The organism is Mesorhizobium sp. M8A.F.Ca.ET.057.01.1.1, assembly GCF_003952565.1.
In the GTDB taxonomy this organism is placed as follows: Bacteria; Pseudomonadota; Alphaproteobacteria; order Rhizobiales; family Rhizobiaceae; genus Mesorhizobium.
The window spans coordinates 545,051-568,115 of record NZ_CP034454.1; the positions used below are offsets into that span (position 1 = coordinate 545,051).

Consider the following 23,065-nt stretch of genomic DNA (forward strand, 5'->3'; position numbering starts at 1 on the left):
CAGGAGTTATCATGGCTGACCTGAAACTTGGAAAACTTCCGGACCGAACAGCTTCGAAGATCACCATTACCGTCAGCGCGGAGCTGAGCCAAACACTCAAGGAGTATGCTGCACTTTACCGTCAGACCTATGGTCAGTCTGAAACCGTGGCAGAACTCATCCCTTTCATGCTGGCGGCGTTTCTGGAAGGCGACCGAGCCTTTGCCAGGGCCAGAAAAGAACGTCTGCCGACGGAGCTTGCCGGAAAATCGTGACTCCTCCGCTAGGGCAGCTGGAACATTGCCTAGCTGTCGCGACCTACCTGCTCCTCGCGAAGCATAGGATCAAACCCCTTGGAATGTAGGTATGCGCAAGAGAGGATGTGGAAGGAGATACCGCGCAACAGCCTAAGTTTGCATTTTCGATTTGATGCGGTAGTCGCCTATGAGCGGTCAAAACGAACGCAGCTGGTTCGCCGATCGACCAAACGGCGAGCGCACTGTGCTTTGCTCAGACCGCCACCGAGTGCCTCGCCGTTCCCCCTTTGAAATATGTATCGAACTTGGCCGCGATGGTTCGAATGAAGGGGCGACTTTCAGTCCGTACGAGGAAACTGTCACCATCGAATTCAAGCGCTCGGGCAGGATCGTGGAGTGCGATGGACCTCGAGCGATGAAGGAGCTGCTCGCCGGCTTTGCCGAACCGCTCCACCAGATCGACTGCCGAGAAGGCAAAATCACACATCAGCCGCTCGATGATCCAGCCACGGACGCGATCGTCGTCGGAAAGGGCAACGCCGCGGACGGCAGCCAACCCGCCATCCGCAACCATGCGCCCGTACCCGGCAGTCGAAGCCATGTTTTGCACGTAGCCTTGGCGAAAACGACCGATGGACGAAGGGCCAAGTCCGATCAGTGTCGGGCAGCGATCCTCAGTGTAGCCCTGAAAATTGCGATGCAAAACCCCTGCGCGGGCCGCTATGGCCAGCGCATCGTCGGGCTTCGCGAAATGATCGAGTCCTATTGCCTCATATCCCTTGGCGACAATTGCCCGCGCCGCGAGTTGAGATTGGGCGAAACGCTCAGTGGGACTCGGCAGCCATGCCTCGTCGATCATCGTCTGATGCTTCTTGAACCAGGGCACATGTGCGTAGCCGAACAGGGCCATCCGGTCTGGCTCCAAGGTCAGTGCCTGCGCCACCGTGGAACAGATCGTCTCGCGTGTCTGATTCGGGAGCCCGTAGAGCAGGTCCAGATTGACCGATTCGACGCCCCGCGAACGAACCCCGTCGACGACTGCCTTGGTCTGCAAAAAACTCTGCTCACGATTAATTGCTTTTTGCACTTGCGGATCGAAATCCTGCACGCCGAGGCTCGCCCGGGTTACGCCGATTTGAGCAAGTGCATCAAGGCGCGCCTTGTCCATGTCGTTGGTTTCGATTTCGATGCTGACCGTAGCATCCGGGAGAAAGTCGAAGCTGTCCCGCAAGGCCGCTCCAAGAGCAACCATATCATCGGGCCTCAGAATAGTTGGCGAACCGCCACCGAAGTGGATTGCACGGACATGTGCCTTGCCGCTCAGCAGACCGGCAATCGTGACGATTTCGGCATTCAGCGAGCGCAGATAAGCGGCCACCGGCTCATATTGGTGCGTCTGCTTGGTGTGGCAGGCGCAGAACCAGCAGAGCTTGTCGCAGTAAGGAATGTGCAGGTACAGCGAGATTTCGTCGCCGCTTTCCAGCGTCTCCAACCAGCCACGGTAAATGGCAGCATCGATCCCCGAATGGAAATGCGGCGCCGTCGGATAGCTGGTGTAGCGTGGGACGTTCTCGCTGAGTTTGACAGCTATTTCCGATTGCATCTCGCGTTCACCGTGTTGCCCGCCGGAACACTGCACGCATCGCTGAAGCAGACCCTGATCTCGATCAGCCGCGCTCATGGACAAACCGCCGCAGGATTTCTCTACCCTGGATGGGTATCCTGCCGGCAGTTAGGATCGGGTAAGGCGAACGCATGACCTTTCGGCAAGACATTCATAGTTCCGGCATTCCTGTTCTTTGCTTCCCTTGCGAGGCACGGCGTCGCGGTGTCTGCGGTGCGCTCGATCCAGACAATTTGGTTGGGCTCGCCAAGACTTGCTCGCGTCGCCGGATCGAGTCAGGAATGGAGTTGACCGGCGAGGCACAGAACGTCGACAGCTACTCCAACGTGCTTTCAGGCGTTGTAAAGCTATCAAAGAGCCTGTCGGATGGGCGCCAGCAGATCGTCGGTCTCCAGTTTGCACCGGATTTTCTGGGACGTCCTTTCAAGGTGGAAAGCTCGATCAATGCGGAAGCGGCAACAGCAGTCACGCTGTGTTCGTTTCCGCGAGCGGCCGTCGAACGGATGATGAAGGCGTCACGGGAATTCGAGCATCGCCTGCTCAAACAGACGCTGAATGAACTCGATGAGGCGCGCGAGTGGATGGTGACGCTGGGGCGCAAGACAGCTCCGGAAAAGGTAGCGACTTTTCTCCTCATGATGGCCCGGAATATCGATTCCAGTCTCGATGCGGCTTCCGGGTCGGCGTCCTTCGATCTGCCGCTGACGCGTGTCGAAATGTCTGATTTCCTTGGAATCACCAACGAGACCGTGAGCCGCCAACTGACGCGATTGCGGGCTGACGGGGTGATTCGGATTGAGAACGCACGCCATGTGACGGTGGACAGCATAAGCCGTCTGGAGAAGCGCTGTGGCGGCGGACGCGAGCGGCCCTAAGCGGCGAGGCCATGTCGCATGACTCCGGGGCGGGCCGTGTTTGCCTTTTAATGCGATGTTGCCGCGCCTTCGACGAAGCGGCGTCACGGTCGAGACAAACAGCTTTCGGGCTTTGATAGGAACGTGACCAATCGCCAGGTGTGTTTCGGCACATACCGGCGAAGCATGGTCCTTAATCTGCCACGGCTCGGCGGAACGATCGCGTTCGTTTCCAATGGGATCCGAACAACGTTTGGCAGGGCATCGGCAATAGCATCCAACGCGCGCAGGGCCTCAGCTTTCGCCTCAGCGATCGCGTCTGCGCCCGCCCAACCCAGGGAACGCCTTCCATGAGGGGGGTGAGCCCGCGCTGCGTTCCTCGTTCATTCGCCACCTGCTGATTGCGCCGCCGACACAAAATCTTGCGGCCTGACATAGATCAGGGCGAGGGGGCGGCGGCTGCGCGATTAGTGCGCTGCGGATTTGGCATCCACCAGATTCGAGATCGGGATCTGCAATGAAATTCGGCACAGAGATCGTCCTTCTAAGCGTGTTCGCTTTTGCGGCCCTGGTGGCCGCCGGCTTCGGCGTGGATGAACCTTTCCGCCGACACATGTGGGTGTTGTTCTTCGCAGTGGCTGGTTTCACTGCGATCCTGTTGCGCAACACGGAGTTCAAGCCAGCAGCTCCGATTGACCCATCCGCTTACATGGATGGTCCGATCCGCTACGGCGCGATCGCCACCGTGTTCTGGGGTGTCGTCGGCATGCTGGTCGGCGTGGTGATCGCGCTGCAGCTCGCCTACCCCGATCTCAACATCCAGCCCTGGTTCAATTTCGGTCGTTTGCGGCCGTTGCACACATCCGGTGTCGTCTTCGCCTTCGGCGGCAACGCGCTGCTTTGCACGTCTCTGTATGTCGTGCAGCGCACCTGCCGCGCCCGCCTCTTCGGCCGTGATCTGGCCTGGTTCGTCTTCTGGGGCTACCAGCTGTTCATCGTCATGGCCGCGACCGGCTACCTGCTCGGCATCACCGAGGGCCGCGAGTACGCCGAACCCGAATGGTATGTGGATGTCTGGCTGACCATCGTCTGGGTCGCCTACCTCATTCTGTTCCTTGGCACGATCCTGAAGCGCAAGGAACCGCATATCTACGTGGCCAACTGGTTCTACCTGTCGTTCATCGTCACCATCGCGATGCTGCATGTGGTCAACAACCTGTCCATACCAGTCTCGTTCCTGGGCTCCAAGAGCTACTCCGCCTTTTCAGGGGTCCAGGACGCCTTGACGCAATGGTGGTACGGCCACAACGCGGTCGGCTTCTTTCTCACCGCCGGCTTCCTCGGCATGATGTATTATTTCGTGCCCAAGCAGGCGAACCGGCCAGTCTATTCGTACCGGCTGTCGATCGTCCATTTCTGGGCGATCATCTTTCTCTACATCTGGGCCGGGCCGCATCACCTGCACTACACCGCCTTGCCCGATTGGGCGCAGACGCTCGGCATGGTGTTCTCGATCATGCTGTGGATGCCGTCCTGGGGCGGCATGATCAACGGCCTGATGACGCTGTCCGGCGCCTGGGACAAGCTGCGCACCGATCCGATCATACGCATGATGGTGATGGCCGTCGCCTTCTATGGCATGTCGACCTTCGAAGGCCCCATCATGGCGATCCGGGCGGTCAATTCGCTGTCGCATTATACCGACTGGACGATCGGCCACGTCCATTCGGGCGCGCTCGGCTGGGTTGGCATGATCTCGTTCGGCGCAATCTACTACATGGTGCCGAAGCTCTGGAACCGGCAACGGCTCTACTCGTTGCGGCTGGTCACCTGGCATTTCTGGCTGGCGACACTTGGTATCGTTGTCTACGCCGCGGTGATGTGGGTATCCGGCGTCATGCAGGGCCTGATGTGGCGCGAATACGACGAGCAGGGCTTCCTGGTCTACTCCTTCGCCGAGACCGTCGCCGCCATGCACCCCTACTATGTCATGCGCGCCATCGGTGGGGCCATGTACCTCTCCGGCGCGCTGATCATGGCCTGGAACATCACCAGGACCATCCTCGGCCACCAGCGCGAGGAGGAGCCGATGCCGAGCCCCGTCGCCATCCGACCTGCGCGATCAGGAGCCAGGTAATGGGCTTGATGGACAAACACGCAATCATCGAGAAGAACGCCACGCTTCTTCTCGTTGGCTCGCTGCTCGTGGTGACGGTCGGCGGCATCGTCGAGATCGCGCCTCTCTTCTATCTCGACAATACGATCGAGAAGGTGGAAGGCATGCGCCCCTATTCGCCGCTCGAACTTGTCGGGCGCAACATCTATATGCGCGAGGGCTGCTACCTCTGTCATAGCCAGATGATCAGGCCGTTCCGCGACGAAGTTGAGCGCTATGGCCACTACAGCCTAGCTGCCGAGTCCATGTACGATCACCCCTTCCAGTGGGGATCGAAGCGCACCGGGCCGGATCTCGCCAGAGTTGGCGACCGCTACTCGAATGCATGGCATGTCGCGCATCTTACCGACCCGCGCTCGGTGGTGCCGGAATCGATCATGCCGAGCTATGGGTTCCTGAAAGACACGCCGATCGACGTGAAGGATTTCTCAACGCATCTGGTCGCCAACAGGCTTGTAGCCGTCCCTTACACCGATGACATGATCGTCCACGCCAATGCGGATCTGGCGGCGCAGGCCGATCCCAATGCCGACACATCAGGCCTTGAGGCGCGTTACCCAAAAGCCAAGATCGGCGACTTCGACGGCAACCCGCAACAGGTCACCGAAATGGATGCCCTGCTCGCCTACCTGCAGATGCTTGGCACACTGGTCGACTTCAAAAATTACGACGAAGCCGCCGGCTACCGCTGAGGAGAACGCTGATGACCTACAATTTGATGCGGGCGTTTGCCGACAGCTGGGGCCTGGTTGCGATGGCGCTGTTCTTCGTGGGGTGCATCGCCTTTGCCCTACGCCCCGGCAGCCGAAGGCTGGCCGACGAAGCGGCCCGCATTCCGCTCGAGGACGAGTGATCATGAGCGACGAGCATATCGATGAAATCTCTGGCGTCTCGACCACCGGCCACGAATGGGATGGCATCCGGGAGCTGAACAACCCGCTTCCCAGATGGTGGGTTATCACCTTTTACGTCACCATTGTCTGGGCGATAGGCTACACCATCGCCTATCCAGCATGGCCTCTGTTGCACTCGGCGACGAAGGGTGTGCTCGGCTATTCCAGCCGCAACGAGGTCAGGAACGAGCTGACTGCGGCTGAGGCCGCCAAGGGCAAATATATCTCGGCGGTGGAGTCCAAGAGCGTCTCGGAGATCTCCGCGGACGACGGCCTGCGCGAATTCGCAATCGCCGCCGGTGGCGCCGCTTTCAAGGTCAATTGCGTACAATGTCACGGCTCCGGCGCCCAAGGTTCCAAGGGCTTTCCCAATCTCAACGACGACGACTGGCTATGGGGCGGCAAGGCCGAGCAGATCCAGCAGACGATTACGCACGGCATCCGCTTCGCATCCGATCCGGACACGCGCCTGTCGGAAATGCCGGCCTTCGGCGACATCATTACCGCCGACCAGATCGCACAAGTCAGCGCCTACGTGGCCAGCCTTTCCGGCAAGGTCCGCGATGCAAGTCTGATCCAACCCGGCGCCAAGGTCTTTGCCGAGAACTGCGTCGCCTGTCACGGCGACAATGCAAAAGGCAACAGGGAATTCGGCGCCCCCGACCTGACCGATGCGATCTGGCTCTATGGATCCGGTGAGACAGCCATCGCCGCACAGGTCCGTGCGCCAAAACAGGGCGTCATGCCGGCCTGGGTTGGCCGTCTCGGCGAGATCAAGGTCAAGGAACTTGCAGTTTATGTCCATTCGCTTGGCGGCGGAGAATAGGAATGGAAGTCCTATTCTTCGGTCCCCCCTGCCAAGCGGACGAGGCCCGGCGTGAGCCGGGCCTCGACACCATCCCTAATGCGATCTGCACAACCCGGCAAGGCTATCCTACCGCGAGGCTTTACGACAGGTGCCCCTGACATTGGCTGGGAAAGTGGAGTTGCACATGCGTGATAAGACGCAGTTGACACGGCTCGAAACAGAAACTGTCAATTCCGCCAAAACCCGCAAGCCGCTTTATGCCGCGCGTCAAAAGATCTTTCCGAAGCGCGCCTCGGGCAACTTTCGTCGCTTCAAATGGCTGGTGATGACGATCACACTTGGCATCTACTACCTGGCTGCGTGGCTGCCTTGGGCTCGCGGTCCATTTGCCCCGGACCAGGCAGTCCTGCTCGATCTCGCGAACCGGCGCTTCTACTTCTTCTTCATCGAGATATGGCCCCAGGAATTCTTCTATGTGGCCGGCCTCCTGGTCATGGCGGGCGTCGGTCTTTTCCTGATCACCTCGACTGTCGGCCGTGCCTGGTGCGGCTATGCATGCCCTCAGACGGTGTGGGTCGATCTGTTCCTCGTCGTCGAACGTGCGATCGAGGGGGACCGCAACGCCCGCATGAAACTTGACGCAGGTCCCTGGACCGCGCGCAAGCTCATGCTGCGTGTGTCCAAGCACACCATCTGGCTGGTCATAGGGGCGGCGACTGGCGGCGCCTGGATCTTCTACTTTGCCGATGCACCGACGCTGCTCGGCGAGCTCTTCACCGGCACTGCGGCGCCCGTCGCCTACATCACTGTCGCCGTCCTGACGGCTACCACCTACACGTTCGGCGGTCTGATGCGCGAACAGGTCTGCACCTATATGTGCCCGTGGCCCCGCATCCAGGCGGCCATGCTCGATGAAAATTCCCTCACTGTCACCTACAATGACTGGCGCGGCGAACCGCGTTCGCGCCACGCCAAGAAGGTGCTGGCCGCAGGCCAGCCCGTGGGCGACTGCGTCGACTGCAATGCCTGTGTCGCGGTCTGCCCGATGGGGATAGACATTCGCGACGGCCAGCAGCTCGAATGCATCACTTGCGCGCTCTGCATCGACGCCTGTGACGGCGTCATGGACAAGCTCGGCAAGGAGCGTGGGCTGATCGCCTATGCGACGCTCTCCGACTACAACGCCAACATGATGCTGGCGACTGCAGGCGGGTCCAGCTCAGTCAATCCATCGCTGATCAGGACCGCTGATGGCCTGTTCTCCGACAAGGTGGCGCATTTTCACATCCGCAAGATCTTTCGGCCGCGCACCTACGTCTACATGGGCTTGTGGTCGCTGATCGGCCTCGGCCTGCTCTATTCGCTGCTGACGCGCGATCGGCTCGAACTGAACGTATTGCATGATCGCAATCCCCAGTTCGTCACGCTGACCGACGGATCCATCCGCAATGGCTATACCGTCAAGCTGCTCAACATGATCCCCGAGCCGAGGACGATCGTCGTAACCATGCAGGGCCTTGAAGGCGCTGACATGGTCGTCGTCGGCGACGACATCCCCGCAGGCCGTTCCTTCGCCATTCCGGTCGAACCCGACCGCCTGAAAATGCTGAGGGTCTTCGTTCGCCAGCCGGCGGACCAGATCCGCGCTCCGGCACAGACCTTCAAGTTCCGCGTCGAGGACAGAGCCAGCTTTGAGTCGAACGAGTACACCGCCACCTTCAACGCGCCGGAGCCCCTCAGATGACTGCCAATGTACAAAAGCCTCGTGAATTCACCGGCAGGCACATGCTGGTCATCATCCTGGCCTTTTTCGGCGTGGTCATCGCAGTCAATCTGACCATGGCAACGCTCGCCAGCACAAGCTGGACTGGCCTCGTCGTCGAAAACACCTATGTGGCGAGCCAGCAATTCAACAAGAAGGCCGAGGAAGGACGGGCGCAGGCAGCACTTGGCTGGACCGGCAAGCTGACCATCGCATGGGGCGAAGTTCGCTATGGCCTCGCCGACGTCGCCGGCAAGCCGGTTCCCTTGCACGGCGTCAAGGTGCTGTTTCGCCATCCCGCGTACGAGAAGGAGGACAAGTCGGTCACCCTCGCACCCGCCTCGGGCCAGGAATTCGCAGCCCAGCACATGCCGAAGGACGGCGTCTGGATTGTCGAAGTCGACGCCGACGCCGGTCTGGACAAACCGTATCGCGACGTCCGCCGGATCATGATTTCCAATGGAGCGCTGCAATGAGTTGTTGTGCACCGGGCGCCGAAATGGCGCTTGATCTGGTCAACACCGGATCGGTCCTGCCGTCCAGCCAGGAGATCAGGCTGGCGAGCCGATCGCTTGGCGATGATCTTCACCAGACCGATCTTTCAGTACCGACGGTTCATTGCGCAGGCTGCATCCAGACGATCGAGACGGCGCTGGGAAAGCTCGATCGCGTCGAGAGCGCCCGCGTCAACCTGTCGACGAAACGGGTCTCTGTCCGGTGGCGTGGTGACGAGGTCCCACCGTTCGTCGTCGCGCTTGGGCGGCTAGGCTACCAGGCGCATCTCTTCCCTTCCGAGGTCGGCGACAAGGACAGGACGTTATCGGATTTGATCCGCGCGGTCGCGGTTGCCGGCTTTGCGGCGGGCAACATCATGCTGCTTTCGGTCTCGGTCTGGTCCGGCGCCGAAGGTGCTACCCGCGACCTGTTTCACTGGGTCTCGGCGCTGATCGCCATTCCTGCCCTCGCCTTCGCCGGCGGCATCTTCTTCCGTTCGGCCTGGAATGCTTTGCGCCATGGCCGCATGAATATGGACGTGCCGATCGCGGTCGGTGTTTCGCTCGCCTACGCCATGAGCCTCTACGAGACGATCAACCATGGCGATCACGCCTATTTTGACGCGTCGGTATCGCTGCTGTTCTTCCTGTTGATCGGCCGCACGTTGGATCACGTGATGCGCGAACGTGCCCGGACCGCTGTGAAAGGCCTGTCCCAGTTGGCCGCACATGGCGCCATGGTGCTGCGCAGCGACGGCGCGCGCGACTATTTGCCGGTCGGCGAGATCGAACCAGGCATGCGGTTGTTGATCGCAGCCGGTGAGAGGATCCCCGTCGACGGCAAGATCATCCAGGGAACGTCGGATCTCGACTGCTCGCTGGCCTCAGGCGAAAGCACGCCGAAAAACGTGGCGCCGGGCGAAGCAGTTCAGGCCGGCGTGCTCAATCTTACCGGCCCGCTGACGATTGAGGCGACAGCCGCCGCGAAGGATTCGTTTCTGGCGGAAATGGTTCGTCTTATGGAAGCCGCAGAGGGCGGCCGCGCGCATTATCGCCGGATCGCCGATCGCGTTTCAGCGCTCTATGCCCCGGTGGTTCATCTCACAGCCTTCGCGACGTTCCTTGGCTGGATGGCGGTGACCGGCGACTGGCACCGGGCGATAACCATCGCCATTGCCGTTCTGATCATCACCTGCCCGTGCGCGCTCGGCCTCGCCGTACCGATCGTTCAGGTGGTCGCCGCGCGGCGCCTGTTTGAGAACGGCATCATGGTAAAGGACGGTTCTGCCATGGAGCGCCTGGCGACGATTGATACAGCGGTGTTCGACAAGACCGGAACGCTCACGCTCGGCCAGCCCCGGCTGGTCAATGCATCGTCGATCGATCCGGCCATGCTGGCAGTCGCGGGAGACATGGCTACGCATTCCCGCCATCCTTTTTCAAAGGCCATAGCCGGTTTTGCCCATCCCGGCGGGCAGTACAAATTTGATGCCGTCACCGAGCATCCAGGGTTTGGAATCGAAGCCACTGGAGCCGGAAGCACCTGGCGGCTAGGCCGACGCGGATGGGCTGGATGGAGAGCCCGGACCGGTGGTGAAGGCAAACATGGCGGAACCGTGCTGACAAAAGACGGGTTCATTGTCGCGACCTTCGATTTTGAGGACGCGCTGCGCGCAGACGCCAAGGCGGCGATCGGGCAATTGAGCCATGCCGGGGTGTCAGTGGAAATGCTGTCGGGCGATACTGCGGGTGCCTGCGGTGAAGTCGCAGAAATGCTGGGTGTCAAGGACTTCGTTCCGTGCCTGCTGCCATCCGGCAAGGTCGAGCGCATCGAGACCCTGGCGAAAGACGGACACAAGGTTCTGATGGTTGGCGACGGCCTCAACGACACGCCGGCGCTCAGCGCGGCGCATGTCTCGATCGCTCCAGCTACCGCCGCCGACATTGGCCGCAATGCCGCCGACTTCGTATTCCTGCGCGAAAGCCTTCTGGCAGTGCCTCTCGCGCTGGACGTCTCGCGCAAGGCGGGACACCTGATCCGCCAGAACATCGCGATTGCGATCGTCTACAATGCGGTGGCAGTACCAATCGCCATCCTCGGGCACGCCACGCCTTTGTTAGCGGCGATTGCCATGTCTGCCTCATCGGTGCTTGTTATTGGAAACGCATTGCGCTTGCACGGCTTCGGGGCGAATGCGACGCTGCAAGTTATTCAAAAAGTCGGACGCTCCGCAGTCAGCTATTCGGCATAATCCTCGTGACGACGTTGCTCTATCTCATACCAGTGGCCCTTTTTCTGGGTGCACTGGGTGTGTCCGGCTTCGTCTGGGCATTGCGAAGCGGTCAATACGAAGATCTCGACGGAGCCGCCGAGCGGATACTAATTGATCGGGACGACAAACCGGAACGCTGATTTCAATCCGCTGTGCATAAGATGCGCGGATCGCGCTCGTCAGTCGAGCCGGCTCGGTCGGGAACAAGCTGTCCATGCTCCATGCTCCATGCTCCATGACCATCTTGACCTAAGCTGCACACTACATTTGTGAAAAGCCTCTGTCGTGCGAAGGACTGCCTCCCATTGCACCCAGTATGAGGCGGCTGATGCCACGAGAGTACCTCGCGTGGCCGGACGAGAGCTTGGCCATGTGCGCACGGGTTCCAAAGTGGAACGTCACGGTCGATCACCTGACCGTGAACCGCCAGTGCCGATTGGTCATGTCTGGCTGATCCAGATCAGGGTCATACTCATCGGTGTGTTCTATTGACCAGTCTTCGACGGAGAAATGCATGACTTACGGAAAGATTGGTCGTCATTATCAGCACCTTCACGGTTCTGGGTTTTCTGTCGTGTGGTCGGCCATGCCTTGTGCTTACGGCGCAGCCATTAGCTGACCGGCGTCGTGTGTATCTCGCTTGCTGGCTGACCATCCGCGTGGCTGCGCGGACACGGGGGCCGATCAACAGCTTTCGCCTTTGATGGGTTGTGTGCGTCGAAAGTGGCCTTCTTTGGGCTGACTTCGTAGAAATGTTCCAGGGCTCGCATCCAGCGCCGAAGATCCTCGTGATGTCAACGTGCTGCGGAGCATCATCGGGGTTGGGACGTGCGTTTTCGAGATCGATCAACCGTCCGAAGTTGATCATTGGTTCGAGTGACGCGCGCTATTTCGACGACTATGTCGCCGCGTGGGCTTTGCTCTATCGGCGACTGAATTGCAAGGACATCGACATCGAAGCCATGCAGCAGGTTCTTGATGAGATATGCGCGGTCGTGGATAAAAGTTTCCGCTACCTTGGCTGGGATGACGAGAGAGAGCGCTACGTTCGATACCCTCGCAAGAGAGCCCGCTTCGACGTCGTGGAGCGTGAGTAGTATGCGCAAGGGTTCCAGGTGGAATGTGGCGATCGATGCGGCGCGGCCGTGGCTGACCAGCGTCGCGAGTGTCTCGCTTGCTGGCGGCGATCTGCGCGGCTGCGCGGCCAAAGGGCGGGATCGGTTAGCCGCATCCACCTCTGAGCGCTTTGAGTGCTTCGTTGCCGATCGATGCGAATCTCCCGGCCCAGCGCCTTTAGGCAATGCGGCGGCCACGGAGCTCATGTCACTCGGCTCAGTTCCACCGTTACACGAGGATAGGCGACCGGATGGCGGCACGCTGATGGGCTCTGACGATAATTTTGACATCGTTGTCGTTGGAGCCGGCCCGGTCGGCCTTTCGTTCGCTGCGTCGCTTGCCCAAAGCGAACTCAAGGTGGCAGTTGTTGAACAGAACACATTCGATAGTCTGGCGAATCCGGCTTTCGATGGTCGCGAAATCGCGCTGACCAACGCTTCGATCAGAACCCTTCGCGAGCTCGGCGCCTGGGATGTCATCCCGGCTTCGGACAAATCAGCACTTCAAGGCGCGCGCGTGCTCAACGGCTCGAGCGCATTCGCTCTTCGTTTCGATCCTCCCAGCAACTCTGGAGAACCGCTGGGGTTTTGGTTCCAAATTGCCGGATCCGCGAGGCGCTGTTCAAAATCGTCCGCTTGCAGGATCGCGCCCGGCTGTTGTGCGGCCACTCGGTCGTCGATGCAACAAACAGCCAAGAAGGAGCAGTCGTAACGCTCTCTAATGGCGCGCGTTTAACTGCTCGGCTGGTTGTTGCCGCGGATTCGCGTTTGTCCGCCACGCGTGATCTGCTAGGCATCGGCGCCGATATCAACCGGCTTGGCCACTCGATGCTGATTTGCCGAGTGAGGCACGAGCGCGCCCACCACCAGATCGCCATCGAATGGTTCGATCACCATCAGACGATAGCGATGTTGCCCCTCGCGGAGGGCATGTCGTCGCTGCTGCTCACATTGCGCTCAAACGAGGCCTATAGACTGCTTGCCTTCGATGATGATTTGTTCCTGTCGGAGTTGACGAAACGGTGTCGAGGGCGCCTTGGAAAAATGACCTTGGCAAGCAAGCGCCACACCTATCCGCTGGTCACGACCTGGGCGCACAAATTCCGGGCGCCGAGCGCCGCACTCATCGGCGACGCTGCCATCGGCATGCACCCGGTGACCGCTCACGGATTCAACATCGGTCTCAGCAGCCAGAAGCAACTCGCCCGTGGAATCATGACTGCGTGCCGCGACGGCCGCAATGTTGGCGACCCCGACATGCTGCATATATACGAAAGGCGGCTGCGCCTGTCGGCGGCGCCGCTCTACCATGCAACGAACATATTGATTGGACTCTACTCCAGAGACCACCTGGCGGCACGGCTTGCAAGGCATCTGGGGCTTCGCTTTGCCCAACATGTTCCCCTTGTCCGGCATGGGATATCGGCGGAGCTCCAGCGGTGATACTGCACCAGCAGTCGCATTTTTGCGCGTGCTGGGCGAGCGATGGGAGAGAGTGCATGATGCACCGGAGTAATCCTGCTCCCCGACGCTGATCTCCGATTGAAGAATTAACCCGTCCTTCAGGGGGCTGCATAGGCTGCGGACAAGCAGGAGTAAGCAAGCTGACCCGTCCAGCCTTGGAAAAGAAGATCCGCTGGAGGCGAGAATCCTTCAGGACCAGCTCGCTGATCTGAGGGCAGGCCTTTTCGTCTCAATGCCGATAAGCATTGTGCTGTCCGGGCTGATTTTGACCGTGCAGGCCCTTTCCGGGAACGGTCTTGCTGGCGCGGCCTGGTTTTCGGTCGTTAATGCGATAAATGCCGCCCGCCTTGCACTCGCCCGTCATCAGCTGAAGGAACCCGGAGTCCAGGATGATCTGACACGGGTTTGGCTGCGGCTTCGCTGGTTTGGCAGGCTTGCTCTTCTGGCGGGATTCACCTGGTCATTCCTTGCCATCCTAACGGCTGGATACACGACGTCTCAAGCATCGCTGCATCTAATAATTCTGGCGGGCATTTCAGCTGGCGCGGTCACGTACGGCAGCTCATATGCTGCGGCAGCGATATGCTTCATCACACCGCCACTCCTCATTGCCGCCGCATGTTTGCTGACGAAGGGAGCCCCGGAAAACTACATTCTGGCTTTTGCCGTCCTGCTTTTCGAGGGCGGCCTGGTTCGATCCTCGTTCGTTGGACAAGCGCGCTTCCGTGACGCGAGCCGCCTGAGACATCAAGCCGAGCGGCTTGCCGCGGAAATGGAGCGCAATTCCAGGGAGGACCATCTTACCGCGCTCCTCAACAGGCGGGGCCTCGAACATGCAATCGATCAGTTTGAGAACACCGATGGACCCTTTGTGGCCATGCTGATTGATCTGGACGGGTTCAAATCTGTCAACGGTACCTACGGTCACAGAACGGGTGACGAGCTGCTTGCCAGGATCGCCCGCCGAATAGAGGAAGAAGCACCGGAGGGCTCAACGCTCGCCCGCATCGGTGGGGATGAATTCGTGCTGGTTTTTTCTTCGCGAAAGAATTCTCCTTCTCCCACCAATCTCGCGTCCAATCTCATAGCCAAGCTTGCTCGCCCCTATCCTGGGATCGCATCCGTCCGCATTGGAGCGTCTATAGGAATCTACTTGGCTGAAAACCCCGGACTGACGGAAATGTTGTTGCGGGCCGACATCGCCCTTTACACAGCTAAGCGCCGCGGCAGGAATGAATTTTGTCTGTTCGGTGCCGAGCTAGCCCGGGAACTGCAACGCCGCCAGTCAATCGAACGCGATCTTCATTCGGCGATAACGATGAGAAGCTTGGTCGCTTGGTTTCAGCCAATCGTAAGACTCGAAACTGAAGCGTCGTCGGTTTTGAAGCCTTGCTAAGATGGTCTCACCCGCTTCACGGTCCCATTTCTCCGCCCGAGATCATGACAGCGGCACGCGAAACTGGAATGCTTCAGCTGCTAACTCAAACGGTATTCGCCGACTGTTGCGCTCTTATCGAGGGCTTGGTCAAAGCTGACCGTCGTGATGTTCGTGTGGCGATGAATGTTTCACCGCGCGAGTTGGAAGCTGGCGATATTGACGAGATGATTCTTAATGGTCTGGCGGCAAAAGACCTCCCTGCAACGATGTTCGACATCGAGATTACCGAAGAAGCCCCAGTGGATCCGGACAGAGTGGATGAAAAGCTCGGCCAGCTTTCACATGCTGGCATTTCTATCGCGCTCGAGGACTTCGGCACCGGTTTTTCGACGTTGGCATCGCTCAAGGACAGTCGGATCAGGAAAGTGAAAATAGATCAGGGCTTCATTCGCGGCTTAGCCAAGTCCCGGGAGAATCGGCTGCTTGTCAAAGCGGTGATTGACCTTGGTAGGACGCTCGGGATCGAGGTCATGGCCGAGGGCGTTGAAACAGAGGCAGATCGGCAAACTCTGTACAAGCTTGGCTGCAGAACCGCGCAGGGCTTCCTGTTCTCTAAGGCAGTGCCTCTCCATTTGGCACTTGATTCGGTAGTAAAAGAGCACGCGAAGGAGTTGTGACCGGCCTCTCCGTCCGTGCTGCTCGCGGAACTTTCATGTGGGGTGGACCTGACGCGCGAAAGCCGTTTCGGACGGTAGAGTTATTACGGGGGCGAAACTGAGCACGTGGTTTGGATAGCAGCAATCCGGTCCACCGGCGCACATGCAGCGGCTTCATACAAGCGTTCAAGTTGCGAGATGAGCTTGAGTGAACGACGTCGGAGAATTGCGTCCCTTGGACGCTGGTTTCGCGGTTCCCGTAGGATTCGATTACGGGAAGCGTTCTTGGCTGCTTCTCGGCTCAGCGCTCATCTGGATGAACAACGTACCCGCGGTCAAGGTTTTCGCGACCTCAACCCAGTCACCATCCCGCAACAGCAGCGGTCGGGTCCTGATCAAGCGCTCAGCCTCAGCACAGGTGCTGGAGCAACGGTAGAGCGCGGAAAACGTGTATCGGAATGCGCTGGCTCACCATAGGAAGCTGCCACGGCATGTCGAATGTCCCCAGGGGGCGGGACCGTTCCCTTGCATTTGTCTCGATGACGGGCTCTCAAAGCTAAAGCCAAGAGAGCTTTATAAAAATCGCACCCGATCGGCTGCGCAACGACGACCAGCTGAGGCCCGATCGGGTGCTAAGGTCGTGCCAAAAAAGGCGCGTCACTGTCGCATTTCTAGCCGGCTTGCGATCGGACGTCATCTCTTGGCGATCGTTGCCCCTTCTCTCAAATGCGCTTAGCGGCGCCGACGGCGAATAGCGCAAGCTTTTCCACCCGTTTCTACTCCACTACCGAGACTCGTCACCAACCTCCTTTTATTCGCTTCCATATGGCCCATCCTGTCTCCAATCGAGGAGGAGCGCGAACATGGGCCAAGCCGTAGAACGTCTCAGTCTCGGGAATTCTTCTGCTCGCCAAACTGCCGTTGTCACCGGCACCATATTTGGCAGGGTGACAGTGAACGACAAGATATCAGGCGTTCTTGTCTGGGCTGAACTATGCTTGCAAGCCATAACCCAAAAATCGCCGATCCCTTTGAATTCGAGCCGGATGAATGGGTGTTTCAAAATTTTTGGCGGTTTTAGGCAGAACCCTCCGATGGCCCGCGTACCGGTCAAGCTTCGTGAGCACTTTAGGTTCGTCGATCAGGCATAGGTTTGTATCCCATGCCACATGCTGGCCGTTTGCCTAGTTCGGAAGCCCTCGAGAGGCGTTGCTCGTCTTGGTATGGCGTCGCCCCTTTTTCCGATCCATCGGCCACGGAGCTAGAATGCTGTCTAGCTGTTGCCGCCTACTTGGTCATCCGGCATGGAGATGCCTATATACCGACCTTCGAAAGGCTGGAATACGAGGTCGAACAAATGCGGCGGAAGCTCGGAAATCGCGAGCGAGCGCAGCGCGTGCTGGCCACGCTCAACCTAAATGGCTCGGACAGCTGGAGCCGTGAGGTTGGTTCTCAAGGCCTGGATGGCGCCGCAATCACATTCGCCCGGGCGGGGTAAAAGCGATTTTTTGAAGCCACTCGCGCTTTTGCGCTAACGAAGGTCCCGCGCCGTATTTGGGCCGGATCCATTTGTGGCCCATCAGAGAAGCAATTACCTTCTCCGGCGCCTCAACTGCCGTCAGCCGGTCCTCGAAAGTGTGTCGCAGGCTATAAAGACTATGCTCGGAAGTCGGCAGAAGTTCCTTGCTGGCGAGCACCTTGTTGACGAGCGCTGAAAGTGACGCGGCCTTGTCGCGATAACGAGGAAAGCCGTCCGGATGGAGCTTGATGGCTGCAAGTGCGCCGCCAACCAAGGGAATGTCACGGGCTGAATGACCGGTCTTCAAGCGACGGCCATTGGGGCGCACCCGCACATGCGGGATTTCTTGATCGAGGTGGATTGTTTCGGTGGTGAGGTTTGCCGCTTCAGAAAGCCTGAGTCCGGTATCGGCAATCACATAGATTAGATGGCGGGCTTCGTCATTGAGTCCGTCGAGCGCGCCTTCAGCGAGTATCTTCTCCTGAATGAACTCCGCTGTGAACGCAGCGCGTTGCCCGGGGACGGCGCCGGAAAGACGCAGGTTTCGAAAAACCGGCTCCAGCTTGAGCTGGTGAGTCAGATCGACGACGCGCAGCATTTTCGAAACATGGCCGATGTCCTTGTTGGCCGTACCGATATCAAGTCCATCCTCAACGATCCGCTTTTGCCACCACTCGCGGAACGCGATTGCGTCGTCCCGAGTGAGGCTTGCGATCTCCTTGTCGCCAATGACTCCAACCAGATTGGCAACTGCGCGCTTTTTGGGGTTACGCCATTTCTTGATTTGGTTAGGCGACATGGTCAGCAAGTTCTGTTGCTCGATCGTCTCGAATTCCTTGATAAGACCGCTCAGGCGGACCGCTGGCCGCTTCTCCCCACCCATGACGGCCGAGACGTCCTGCGCGTCCTCGATCGATTTTTTGTCGAGGAGCAGCTTGATACGGGCCATGAGTTCGTCGAGCGGCCCCGCTGCTAGTTCCTCGTTAGAGCGATAGGCCAATCCAAATGACCGCGCGCGCTTCCTCGCGGCTTCGAAACGCAGCCCCGCCTCGGCGGATTGGCCTTCCCGCAGTCTACGCCAATACGCCTCCAGCCCCGCGCCGAGGCTTTGCACTGCATCTCGCGCCCGTACACCGCGGGGATCGTCAGCCACGGCGACGCCCGTGGAAATGCGTACTAGGCAGCGGCGATCAAACGCCGCGAATTCCTTCGGCACCCTGCGGACGAGATACCAGATGCCTTCACGTTTATGCGGCTTTGGCGCTGCGGAACGTCGCATTATCTTTCTCTAATGTTACACAGTTTGTTACACAGTCTAAGATAAGTTTCGCTTCGCGCTGGTCAAGCGCAACAAGGAAGCTTTTGAAAGGAAACGATTATTATGGAAGCTAAATGGCGGAGAGGGAGGGATTCGAACCCCCGATGGGCTTGCACCCATGCCGCATTTCGAGTGCGGTGCATTCGACCACTCTGCCACCTCTCCGCGGTCATGGTCCGCCGTTGCCGGCGCGGCGCACTAGATAACGGCTGATCGGGCAGGTTACAAGGCCAAATCCGCCGGAAATTCAGCTTGCCGTCCCGGACCTTGCCTGGACCGATGCTGCCTGTCCTCGGCAGGCAATGTCGGCTGGTCCGCCAAGGCGAGGAATCGGGCTGTTTGCCTTGACTCCCACGCAACCTTCGGTTAGGGACAGCGCGCAATCGGCGTGGAGGGTTCTTCCGCGCCGCTTGTTTTTTGAACCCGCAGACTGACAAAAAGACGGCCGACCCGCCAGAGGCGGTTCATCAAGGCCGACCGAACAGCGAAAGGCAAAAAATGTTCGCAGTCATTAAAACGGGCGGTAAGCAGTATCGCGTTGCCGCCAACGATCTCCTGAAGATCGAAAAAGTCGAAGCCAATGTCGGCGACATCGTCGAGATCGGCCACGTACTCGCGCATGGCGAGGGCGAGAATGTCACGTTCGGCGCGCCGTTCGTCGATGGCGCTCTGGTCACCGCCGAAGTCGTCGAGCAGGGCAAGAACCGCACGGTCATCGCTTTCAAGAAGCGCCGCCGCCAGAATTCGCGCCGCAAGATCGGCCATCGCCAGCTTTTGACCACCGTGCGGATCTCCGAGATCCTGCTGGGTGGCGCCAAGCCCGCCAAGAAGGCTGCTGTCAAGGCGGAAGCCAAGGCTGAGGTTGCTGCCGAGGCCGCGCCGAAGGAAGCCAAGGCCAAGAAGGACGCCCCCAAGGAAGAAGCGAAGGCCGAGGCCGTCGCCGCGCCGCTGTTCAAGGCGCCGAAGGGCGAGCCGGACGACCTGACCGTGATCAAGGGCATCGGCCCGGTCGCCGCCAAGGATCTCGCCGAGCAGGGCATCATCACCTTCGCGCAGCTCGCCAAGCTCAGCGACAAGGATGTCGCCAAGATCGACGAGCACATGCCGTTCAGCGCCGACCAGATCAAGGACTGGCGCGAACAGGCCAAGGAACTGGCGAAGAAGTAATTTTTCCGGCGAAACATCAGCCGGATCGGACTTGAAACGGAACGCGAACGCGTTCATAAGGCCTTTTAGGCGCCTTGCGGCGCAACGGAGTTAGTTAGATGGCACACAAGAAAGCTGGCGGCTCGTCGCGCAACGGTCGCGACTCGCATTCCAAGCGTCTGGGCGTGAAGAAGTTCGGCGGCGAAGCCGTCATCCCGGGCAACATCATCATTCGTCAACGCGGCACGACCTGGCATCCCGGCGTCAATGTCGGCATGGGCACGGACCATACCCTTTTCGCGCTCGAAACCGGCGCCGTGACGTTCAACAAAAAAGCCAACGGCCGAACCTACGTATCGGTCAACCCGATTGCCAAAGCCGCGGAGTAGCCGGTTCCGCACTAGAACACCGGCGCCCATCTCGGGAACCGGTGTCTGGAAGCCAGAAGGTTGGCAAAGCCAGGAAAAGGATCAGGGGAGATGGGTTTCCATCTCCCCTTTTTCTTTTGCCTGGAGGACGTTGAAATGGTTGCCGAAGCGGAAGACTCAGAAGACGAAAGTTATGCGATAGATTGTCCGGTGCTGGTTACAGAGCGGCTGGTCATGCGCGCTCCCGAGGAGCGGGATATCGCCCAACTGGTCGAGCTTGCCGACAACCGTCACGTCGCCGAAATGCTGGCCCGCATGCCGCACCCCTATGGCGAGGCCGAGGGGCGTGCCTTCCTCGCCATGACAAGGTCGCGCCGCGCCGGCATCGCCTATGCGCTGACGCTGGCCGGCACCGACACTTTCGTCGGCTGCGCCGGGCTGAACACCACCGATCGCGGGCTGGAGCTCGGCTACTGGATCGGCGAGCCTTACTGGAAGCGCGGCTATGCGACCGAAGCAGCGCACGCGCTGGTCGATCTTGCCTTCCAGAAGACGTCGATCCAGGTGCTGCATGCCTCGACCCGGGTCATCAACCCGGCCTCGCGCCGGGTGATCCACAAGTGCGGCTTCCAGTATGCCGGCCAGGGCATGCTGAACTCGATCGTCGCCGGCCAGGTGCCGGTCGAGCGTTACCGGCTCGACAGGAAGACCTGGACCAGCCTCAGGAACTGGGTCCACTTTTGATGATTGCCCTGAAGGCGGGCCCGAGCAAGAGCCCCCTCGCCCGGATTGCCAACCGAATTGCGAAGGGCAATTCGGGGCAATCCGACCTCTCCCCGAGGGGAGAGGAGGTCGCTGGTGCCGGCGTCAGTCTCTTCTCCCGTCGGATAGCCGCGCAGCAGCCGGATGAGGGGGCTTTCTCATACACGATTGGACTGGCGGCTTATGCTCAGCCCAGTTCGACCCAGACCGGCCGGTGGTCGGATCCGACGGCTTGCCGGTCGACCCACAGGCGCTTCAGGGAGCGGGCAAGCGACGCGCTGGTGAAGACATAGTCGATGCGCTTGTGGCGGCTGGCGTTGGTGGGGTCCTTGGGATCGACCCAGGAGACGAGATCCTCGCCAGCGACATCGAGGCGCACGGCGGCATCGACGGCGAAGTCGGCGGTCAGCGGCATGCCGAATTCATGGTCCGGCCGGCCGGCAAGTTCGACATATTCGGGCGAGCCGGCCAGCATGTTGAAATCGCCCATGCCGACAAAGGCTTCCGGATGGGGCAGTTCCGGCAGGCCGATCTCGGTGACGCCGGACAATGCGCCGCCTTCGAGCGCATAGTTCAACAGGCGCTGGCGCAGGAACTGAATCTGGCTGGCGCGCTCGACCGGGCTGCGGTGATCGAGATGGATGGAATAGAAGCGGATGAAACCAAGCGGCGTCTCGATCAGCGCTTCCAGCGCGCCGCGCTGGAAGTTCATCATCTCGAAGCTGCGGCTGCGCGGCAAGAGCAGGTTGCGCGACAGATGAATGGGCGTCTTCGACAAGACCATGTTGCCGAGCTGGAAGGTGGTGGTGATGGCGCGGCCGTTCTCGATGCGCGAGCCGATATTGGCCTCGAAATTGCTGCCATAGACGGCGAAATAATCGGGCAGCGCCTCGCCGATCTCGGCGACCATGTCGCGGCCGCCGTTGCGGGGATTGTTGCGGGTGACCTCCTGGAGCGCGATCACGTCGGCGCCGCGCACGGCATCGGTAATGCGCCCGATATCGTAGCGCCCATCGAGACCGATGCCGTACTGGATGTTGTAGGTTACAAGCCTCATTCCGACATCTCCGGCCGACCCCACGCGGCCATTGTCACAAAACGGCCTCGCCCTTGGCCGCGCCTTGGTTTAGAGCAAGGCCCAAGGTTTAGAGCAATGCCGCAAGGCCAATAAAAGAAACTGCGATCCCATGAAATTTCTCGATCAAGCCAAGGTCTATGTCCGCTCCGGCGACGGCGGCGCCGGTTCGGTGTCGTTCCGGCGCGAAAAATTCATCGAGTTCGGCGGGCCGGATGGCGGCGACGGCGGTCGCGGCGGCGATGTCTGGCTGGAAGCGGTCGACGGGCTGAACACGCTGATCGACTATCGCTACCAGCAGCACTTCAAGGCCAAGACCGGTGTCCACGGCATGGGCCGCAACATGACCGGCGCCAAGGGTGCCGACGTCACACTGAAAGTGCCGGCCGGAACGCAGGTCTTCGAGGAAGACAACGAGACGCTGATCTGCGACCTGACCGTGGTCGGCCAGCGCTTCCTGCTCGCCAAGGGTGGCAATGGCGGCTTCGGCAACCAGCATTTCAAGACCTCGACCAACCAGGCGCCGCGGCGCGCCAATCCCGGCCTGCCGGGCGAGGAGCTCAACATCTGGCTCAGGCTGAAGCTGATCGCCGATGCCGGACTGGTCGGGCTGCCCAATGCCGGCAAGTCGACATTCTTGGCCGCCGTCACCGCGGCCAAGCCGAAGATCGCCGACTATCCGTTCACGACGCTGCATCCAGGCCTCGGGGTCGCGCGCATCGACGCGCGCGAATTCGTCATCGCCGATATCCCGGGTCTGATTGAAGGCGCGCATGAAGGCGTCGGCATCGGCGACCGCTTCCTCGGCCATGTCGAGCGCACGCGTGTGTTGCTGCACCTTGTGTCGGCGCAGGAAGAGAATCCGGGCAAGGCCTACAAGACCGTGCGCGCCGAACTCGAAGCCTATGGCCACGGCCTGACCGACAAGGTCGAGATCCTGGCGCTGAGCCAGGTCGACACGCTCGACGCCGACGCACGCAAGAAGAAGGTCGCTTCGCTCAAGCGCGCCGCCGGGCGTGCGCCGATGCTGCTGTCCGCCGTCACCGGCGAGGGCGTCGAGGCGGTGCAGCGCGCGCTAATGGCGGTGATCGCCGAAGCCCGCGCGCAAATTGCCGCCCCGGTCGAGACGCGCTGGGAAAAGTAG

20 protein-coding genes, 1 tRNA gene and 1 pseudogene are annotated in these 23,065 nt (G+C 60.1%); 18 read left to right on the forward strand and 4 right to left on the reverse strand.

Going from position 1 to position 23,065, the window contains the following annotated elements; genetic code table 11:
- Positions 1–11 precede the first annotated feature (11 nt).
- Positions 12–254: a DUF2274 domain-containing protein gene (locus EJ077_RS02345; RefSeq protein WP_126057786.1), complete on the forward strand. Its 243-nt coding sequence runs from the start codon at positions 12–14 to the stop codon at positions 252–254.
- Between the two features lie 235 nt (positions 255–489).
- Here EJ077_RS02345 and hemN read toward each other — a convergent pair whose 3' ends face one another.
- Entirely contained in the window at positions 490–1,839 is a 1,350-nt protein-coding gene (gene hemN / locus EJ077_RS02350; protein WP_126059321.1) for an oxygen-independent coproporphyrinogen III oxidase, read from the reverse strand.
- Between the two features lie 152 nt (positions 1,840–1,991).
- On the opposite strand from hemN, the gene EJ077_RS02355 reads away from it, so the two are divergent.
- From EJ077_RS02355 to EJ077_RS31840, 13 genes and pseudogenes are all read left to right on the forward strand, one after another.
- Complete coding sequence (locus EJ077_RS02355; protein WP_126057787.1) at positions 1,992–2,735, forward strand: Crp/Fnr family transcriptional regulator; 744 nt, start codon at positions 1,992–1,994, stop codon at positions 2,733–2,735.
- A 496-nt stretch (positions 2,736–3,231) separates the two neighbouring features.
- Complete coding sequence (gene ccoN, locus EJ077_RS02360) at positions 3,232–4,851, forward strand: cytochrome-c oxidase, cbb3-type subunit I (RefSeq protein WP_126057788.1); 1,620 nt, start codon at positions 3,232–3,234, stop codon at positions 4,849–4,851.
- Positions 4,851–5,582, forward strand: a complete 732-nt coding sequence (gene ccoO, locus EJ077_RS02365) for a cytochrome-c oxidase, cbb3-type subunit II (protein WP_126057789.1) — start codon at positions 4,851–4,853, stop codon at positions 5,580–5,582. Before ccoN ends, ccoO begins: the two co-directional genes overlap by 1 nt.
- An 11-nt stretch (positions 5,583–5,593) precedes the next feature.
- The gene (locus tag EJ077_RS02370; protein ID WP_024502864.1) at positions 5,594–5,743 is read left to right on the forward strand and encodes a cbb3-type cytochrome c oxidase subunit 3; all 150 of its coding nucleotides are present in this window, start codon (positions 5,594–5,596) and stop codon (positions 5,741–5,743) included.
- A gap of 2 nt (positions 5,744–5,745) precedes the next feature.
- Positions 5,746–6,609, forward strand: a complete 864-nt coding sequence (gene ccoP, locus EJ077_RS02375) for a cytochrome-c oxidase, cbb3-type subunit III (RefSeq protein WP_126057790.1) — start codon at positions 5,746–5,748, stop codon at positions 6,607–6,609.
- A 166-nt stretch (positions 6,610–6,775) separates the two neighbouring features.
- The gene (gene ccoG, locus EJ077_RS02380; protein WP_126057791.1) at positions 6,776–8,335 is read left to right on the forward strand and encodes a cytochrome c oxidase accessory protein CcoG; all 1,560 of its coding nucleotides are present in this window, start codon (positions 6,776–6,778) and stop codon (positions 8,333–8,335) included.
- Positions 8,332–8,829: a FixH family protein gene (locus tag EJ077_RS02385; protein ID WP_126057792.1), complete on the forward strand. Its 498-nt coding sequence runs from the start codon at positions 8,332–8,334 to the stop codon at positions 8,827–8,829. Before ccoG ends, EJ077_RS02385 begins: the two co-directional genes overlap by 4 nt.
- Positions 8,826–11,099, forward strand: a complete 2,274-nt coding sequence (locus tag EJ077_RS02390; RefSeq protein WP_126059322.1) for a cation-translocating P-type ATPase — start codon at positions 8,826–8,828, stop codon at positions 11,097–11,099. The genes EJ077_RS02385 and EJ077_RS02390 overlap by 4 nt, the downstream gene beginning before the upstream one ends.
- Positions 11,100–11,104: 5 nt before the next feature.
- Positions 11,105–11,260 (forward strand): cbb3-type cytochrome oxidase assembly protein CcoS, encoded by a 156-nt coding sequence (gene ccoS / locus EJ077_RS02395; protein ID WP_081714250.1) that lies wholly within the window; start codon positions 11,105–11,107, stop codon positions 11,258–11,260.
- 612 nt (positions 11,261–11,872) lie between these two features.
- Entirely contained in the window at positions 11,873–12,217 is a 345-nt protein-coding gene (locus EJ077_RS02400) for a hypothetical protein (protein WP_126057793.1), read from the forward strand.
- 280 nt (positions 12,218–12,497) lie between these two features.
- Positions 12,498–13,678 (forward strand): annotated as a pseudogene (ubiM, locus tag EJ077_RS02405) (5-demethoxyubiquinol-8 5-hydroxylase UbiM).
- 253 nt (positions 13,679–13,931) lie between these two features.
- Positions 13,932–15,095, forward strand: coding sequence for a GGDEF domain-containing protein (locus EJ077_RS31835; RefSeq protein WP_245455339.1), 1,164 nt, complete (start codon positions 13,932–13,934; stop codon positions 15,093–15,095).
- On the forward strand, positions 15,089–15,754 hold the full coding sequence (locus EJ077_RS31840) for an EAL domain-containing protein (RefSeq protein ID WP_245454739.1): 666 nt from the start codon (positions 15,089–15,091) through the stop codon (positions 15,752–15,754). Before EJ077_RS31835 ends, EJ077_RS31840 begins: the two co-directional genes overlap by 7 nt.
- Before the next feature lie 1,454 nt (positions 15,755–17,208).
- On the opposite strand, the gene EJ077_RS02415 is transcribed toward EJ077_RS31840, so the two are convergent.
- Both EJ077_RS02415 and EJ077_RS02420 read right to left on the reverse strand, forming a co-directional pair.
- Complete coding sequence (locus EJ077_RS02415; RefSeq protein WP_126057794.1) at positions 17,209–18,531, reverse strand: tyrosine-type recombinase/integrase; 1,323 nt, start codon at positions 18,529–18,531, stop codon at positions 17,209–17,211.
- Positions 18,532–18,645: 114 nt separating this feature from the next.
- A tRNA-Ser gene (locus tag EJ077_RS02420) sits at positions 18,646–18,735 on the reverse strand.
- Between the two features lie 333 nt (positions 18,736–19,068).
- On the opposite strand from EJ077_RS02420, the gene EJ077_RS02425 reads away from it, so the two are divergent.
- The 3 genes from EJ077_RS02425 to EJ077_RS02435 all read left to right on the forward strand — a co-directional run bounded on the left by EJ077_RS02425 (position 19,069) and on the right by EJ077_RS02435 (position 20,828).
- Positions 19,069–19,737, forward strand: a complete 669-nt coding sequence (locus EJ077_RS02425) for a 50S ribosomal protein L21 (RefSeq protein WP_127275341.1) — start codon at positions 19,069–19,071, stop codon at positions 19,735–19,737.
- Between the two features lie 98 nt (positions 19,738–19,835).
- Positions 19,836–20,105: a 50S ribosomal protein L27 gene (rpmA, locus tag EJ077_RS02430; RefSeq protein ID WP_013529063.1), complete on the forward strand. Its 270-nt coding sequence runs from the start codon at positions 19,836–19,838 to the stop codon at positions 20,103–20,105.
- Positions 20,106–20,240: 135 nt separating this feature from the next.
- Positions 20,241–20,828 (forward strand): GNAT family N-acetyltransferase, encoded by a 588-nt coding sequence (locus tag EJ077_RS02435; RefSeq protein WP_208699347.1) that lies wholly within the window; start codon positions 20,241–20,243, stop codon positions 20,826–20,828.
- Between the two features lie 205 nt (positions 20,829–21,033).
- Here EJ077_RS02435 and EJ077_RS02440 read toward each other — a convergent pair whose 3' ends face one another.
- A complete protein-coding gene (locus tag EJ077_RS02440) occupies positions 21,034–21,903 on the reverse strand; it encodes an endonuclease/exonuclease/phosphatase family protein (protein ID WP_208699349.1) in 870 nt (289 codons plus the stop codon).
- Positions 21,904–22,033: 130 nt separating this feature from the next.
- On the opposite strand from EJ077_RS02440, the gene obgE reads away from it, so the two are divergent.
- The gene (obgE, locus tag EJ077_RS02445) at positions 22,034–23,065 is read left to right on the forward strand and encodes a GTPase ObgE (protein ID WP_127872161.1); all 1,032 of its coding nucleotides are present in this window, start codon (positions 22,034–22,036) and stop codon (positions 23,063–23,065) included.